The organism is Tunicatimonas sp., from assembly GCF_049647865.1.
GTDB lineage: Bacteria > Bacteroidota > Bacteroidia > Cytophagales > Cyclobacteriaceae > Tunicatimonas.
The window spans coordinates 1-4,600 of the sequence record NZ_JBARYM010000002.1 but is presented as its reverse complement, the minus strand read 5'-3'; the positions used below and the strand labels follow the sequence as shown (position 1 = coordinate 4,600).

At 38.4% G+C, this 4,600-nt stretch carries 4 protein-coding genes; 1 reads left to right on the top strand and 3 read right to left on the bottom strand.

The genetic code is table 11. The annotated features are described in order from the left end of the window. The 3 genes from WBA23_RS00030 to WBA23_RS00020 all read right to left on the bottom strand — a co-directional run. Positions 1-1,528: M6 family metalloprotease domain-containing protein (locus WBA23_RS00030; RefSeq protein ID WP_424580182.1), on the bottom strand; the 1,528-nt coding region annotated here is incomplete at its 3' end. A 6-nt stretch (positions 1,529-1,534) separates the two neighbouring features. Then, positions 1,535-1,987, bottom strand: coding sequence for a hypothetical protein (locus WBA23_RS00025; protein ID WP_424580181.1), 453 nt, complete (start codon positions 1,985-1,987; stop codon positions 1,535-1,537). 599 nt (positions 1,988-2,586) lie between these two features. Continuing rightward, complete coding sequence (locus WBA23_RS00020) at positions 2,587-2,991, bottom strand: hypothetical protein (RefSeq protein WP_424580180.1); 405 nt, start codon at positions 2,989-2,991, stop codon at positions 2,587-2,589. A 264-nt stretch (positions 2,992-3,255) separates the two neighbouring features. Between WBA23_RS00020 and WBA23_RS00015 the strand changes: the two genes are divergently transcribed. After that, positions 3,256-4,392 (top strand): LOG family protein, encoded by a 1,137-nt coding sequence (locus tag WBA23_RS00015; RefSeq protein ID WP_424580179.1) that lies wholly within the window; start codon positions 3,256-3,258, stop codon positions 4,390-4,392. Positions 4,393-4,600: the final 208 nt, after the last annotated feature.

Here is a 4,600-nt window from a genome sequence, read left to right as displayed (position 1 = left end):
GACCAGACACTTTTTGGTAGCTAGTTTTTCCATCGCCTTGAAAAGAAACATTCAAATCAAATGGCTCATTACCGTAAGTTTTTGCAGCAATTGTTCCTACGGTGAGTGCTGGGTCAATTTTCTTATTATCAATACCTAGTTTCCACTTGGATGGTAGAGAAGTTGGTTGGTTGTCGCCTAGTTTAATTTTGACTGTTTCTCCTTTTGCCAGCCAGGCGGTAGTTAATTGGTTATTAATAGAACTAGCTAGTAACGAAGACTCATCACAGTCGCTATATACTGAGGCACTTGCGTCTTGAACCACCAGTCGGCCCTCTTGTGGTAAAGTAAATATGTACCAATAGTTTTCTTTAGGTAATGTATTATTACCTTCTTGAGCTTTCACTGCCAATTCACAGCTAGTGCCACTATTGTCTTCTACAGTACCGTAGTTAAAAGAGATAATACCGTTACTCAACTGAATGTTGGTGATAGAAACATTGCTCTTCAATCCTTTACCCTGGTCTTCATATAGATCTGAGCTAGGGTCAGATTCATTGCCAAATTCAGTACGCTTGCTACTTCCTGGAAACAAATCACCTTCGTCACCACGGTTACGCCTAAAATCTAAGTCGTTTTGTCCGTCGGCCTCTTCTAAATCAACTCCTTTAAAATCTCGGCGGTTGTTCACGTGGATACTTTCAGGATAACGGTTAGTACGCTCCGTATCAATATGCCATACCGCTAACCCACTCCCGTTCAAATATTGATCAGTTTCTTGTTTCTGCCGATTTTCTAATAAAAAATATTCGTTAGAATTAGAAGTAGTGATCTTATAGACATTTCCATTATTGTGTGCTGGCTTTAGCTGGTAGCTACCCGTCTCATTAATAGCTTGCACGGTAGCCCATCCCAATTTTTCTTTAGAAAAAGCAGACATTCCTGCGGGATGACCTTCTTTACCTAGCCACCCACCTAGGCCCATTAGGCCCCACTCACCGATACCATAGTGCTGATCATCGGTTCCATCGGTATCGTATAGGTCAGGTAAACCTAGCAGATGGCCAAACTCATGACAGAAAATACCTATTCCAACAATTCCTTTGGTACTTACCCTTACTTCCGGCTGAATAGTATAGTCTTGCAGAAACGCCCCATCAACAAATTTTGCCGAAATTGCTGAACGATGTGACCAAATGTACTCTTTCCTGCCACCTTCTTCAGCTCCCGGTCCGGAATGAACAATCATTACCCCATCAATATTGCCTTTATTATCATTGTTGAATCTGCTAAAATCCACATCATTATCCGCCGCTGCAATTGCCTCAGTTACTAGCTCTCTAGCTCGATTTTTACCGTGCTTTTCTCCGTAGTATTCATAGTCATTTTTGGCTTGGTACCAGCCTACTACTTCAACTGTTGGGTTAAAATTACCGTGGCTATTTTTCTGAAAATAACTTTTAAAGGTTGGTTGGTCCGATGGCCCATTAAACAGCTTCTCAAAATCTTCTTTTTCGTACTTATGCTTTAGATCGGGGTACTCAATCAAAATGGCCTATACATTAACATCACCCTGGGTTGGAACTACAGCACCTGAATTGAGCCGGGCATTAGCACTTAGAGGCGATAGCGGACCAAAAGCTCTCGTTTGGGTGCTCACTAACTGTCGGGTAGGTCCTTTCTTAATGCTTAACAACTGGCGTTGCTGAGAAATTGATCTTTCGGTAGGATTTACGGCGAGAATACCGCTACTAACTAACTGCCCGTTCTCAGCAATGCCGTACTCATAAATCCCTGATTGGTTCTTTATGACTGCGTACCCATCTTCGGTCTCCATCCAATTATTGAATGAATCGCCACGAGCTGTTACTTGCAGTTTTTGCCCATTAGGTTGAGTAACAATGATCGAGTAAGGTGCAGGTGGTGTTGCTGAAGGTATATCCTGAGCTGGCAGAATAGCAGAATGATATACCAGAAAAGTTAACCAAAATAAAGATAACCTAACCATAGCCCTACAGTAAATATAGAATCGTTCTCATACGTTCACTGAATTTATCTCACTAATAACATAAATTTTAGAAAAAATAGCTAAAATTCAAGCTTACTAATGTAGAAATTGCTAAAAAAGTACGTAATAAAAGCAATTTATCTTAATTCAATATTCTGATTTACACCATAGCTATAGTTGCAGACTTTCTGTATTATTAAATATTTTGTTAGAAACTTACAATAACAATGGACCACTATCGTCAAAAAATTACATATTACCACGTTAGCATATGCGAGCGAGGTCTGAACAAATTGATGTAAGATTTTGTCGCAAATAGTATATTCTTTTTGTAGAAACCTGATGAATCTTCTTAAATCTAACTATTCAAAAAAAAGAAAAGTTTAAAAAATGTAGTATAGCTACTAAAATACAAAAGATCAACCTGTGCAGGCTGATCTTTTGCTTCTACCATATAAACTACTACCTAAATATGTACTGTCAACGCTCGTTTTCTAATGATTGTTGATGAATAATTAAAATTCAAGTAGTTATCACTAATCATTTAAGTAAACCTTACAATAACTGCGATACAAATTTAGGCTCATAGCTATTAGTAGCTAATCTATGGATTGGGAACGATTGATTTCACTCATTTGCAAACTAACTGTCTGGAGAGCCTTCTCCTCTGCTTCATCAAACCGAGCCATGAGTTCATAATATTCACGATTTAACAGCAGATCACGAGTGACAGTTAAATACTCATTTACGAATATTGAGAAGAGAGCGGCACGACGCGGATTATCGGTATTCTCAGAAAAAAACTTGCGGATACTTTCACCTACTCGATAAAAGCTATTCCCTTCCTTCAGTAAGTACTTGTTGAAAGAATAGTGGAACATATCACAGCTAAGTGCGAAGTTGAATCCGGCTATAAGGCTCTTCTCCGGCATCACGCCTTTATATTCATTAAAAAATTGCTCCGCACATTCTGGTGCTTTTATTAGCTCAGGGTACTTTTCCATCACTTTATACAAATCAAAAGTTTAAATTCTAATATTTATTCAAATGTATATATTAAATGTAATATATACAATAAATAATATAAATTTTTTTACATTTTACCTCTGTTATTGTCCAAAATAGTTGATAAAGTAGATATGACCTATGTACTTCGTTAAAAAATATTAAACATAGTACCGATTCAATTCAGAAAACCTTATGATTATTACATGCTGAAGAGTTTATTACTTACTAAAAGTTATTAATTATCCTTTAAATAATATATTGTGATACCTTCTAAAAATAGAAATCGTGCGTACCAGAAAATAGAAGCGCTTACTGATGCGATAGAACATCATTCTTCTTTAAAAGGCTGTACGATTCAGGGAATTGATCTATCGGGAGTTTCTATAGCGTGGAATAATGTTAGAGTTGAAAATACGGTTTTTCTCGGTTGTACATTTAAAAATGAAGACAAAGCTTACCTTATTAGTAAAGGAGCTGTTGTTTTTCCAAAGGTGAATCATCTTCCTTATAATCCGTATCGAACCAAGCTATATACTTGGCAAGAACTGATGGATGGATATGATGCTATCGAAGATCAGAGTAGGGATCTGGAAATTTATCGATACTTCATCCAGTATGAGTTTACCCCTCCGGTTAATGAGGCACTGTACCAACGTATTCATGACCATGCTATTGATGATGCTCTACGCGATTTCGTAGGATTTCGAGCAGGTGGGTTGACTGATAGAAAGTTTGTGGGAGTAATGGGTGGACATAGCACATTACGAACTGATCCATTTTACAAAAAGGTAGCACAAACGGCTAAACTTATTACTGAGAAAGGGTATACAGTGGCTTCGGGTGGTGGCCCCGGTATTATGGAGGCAGCAAATTTGGGGGCATACTTGGCTTTTCAGCCAGATGAAGTACTGAAAGATGCCTTGGAAATGTTGCAAGCTGCACCTCACTATACGGATAAAGATTTTATTGTTCAGGCTCAACGGGTTTTGGAGCAGTTCCCGGATGGTAAAGAGAGTTTGGCAATTCCTACTTGGTTTTACGGGCACGAACCTAGCAATTTGTTTGCTTCTCATATTGCTAAATATTTCTCCAATAGTATTCGGGAAGATACTTTACTAGCGATTTGCTTATACGGAGTGATATTCGCGCCTGGCAGTGCCGGAACGGTGCAAGAAATATTTATGGATGCTGCTCAGAATCACTACGCTTCATTCAACTACCTTAGTCCAATGATATTTCTGGGGCAACAGTGGTATGAGATTGAATCAATGATTTACCCCCTCATAAGAAAGCTATCTTACGGAAAGAAGTACCATGATCTACTTTTCCTTTCCGATGACCCCAAACGTATTGTTCAATTTATTCTAAATCATCAACCCCAGGCTACTTCTAGTTAAGTAATGGCAAAACAATAATCTTATGATTTTATGACCATTTCTTTCGCGCTGCTACTTCGCGGATCGCCGCCCGGTTAAAAAGCCTCATCAAGGCTTAGGCCCTTCCTTCATTTTCGCCTCGCGGGAACATATTTACCAGATTAAATACAACAACTTCTTATTCTACCATTACTAGCCTAAACTATTTTTGCCTAGCTATACGTTGTTA

What these genes read in the sequence shown, in the direction of transcription:
- WBA23_RS00025 (WP_424580181.1), bottom strand. Translation starts at nt 1,987, where the DNA reads ATGGTTAGGTTATCTTTATTTTGGTTAACTTTTCTGGTATATCATTCT.
- WBA23_RS00020 (WP_424580180.1), bottom strand. Translation starts at nt 2,991, where the DNA reads ATGGAAAAGTACCCTGAGCTAATAAAAGCACCAGAATGTGCGGAGCAA.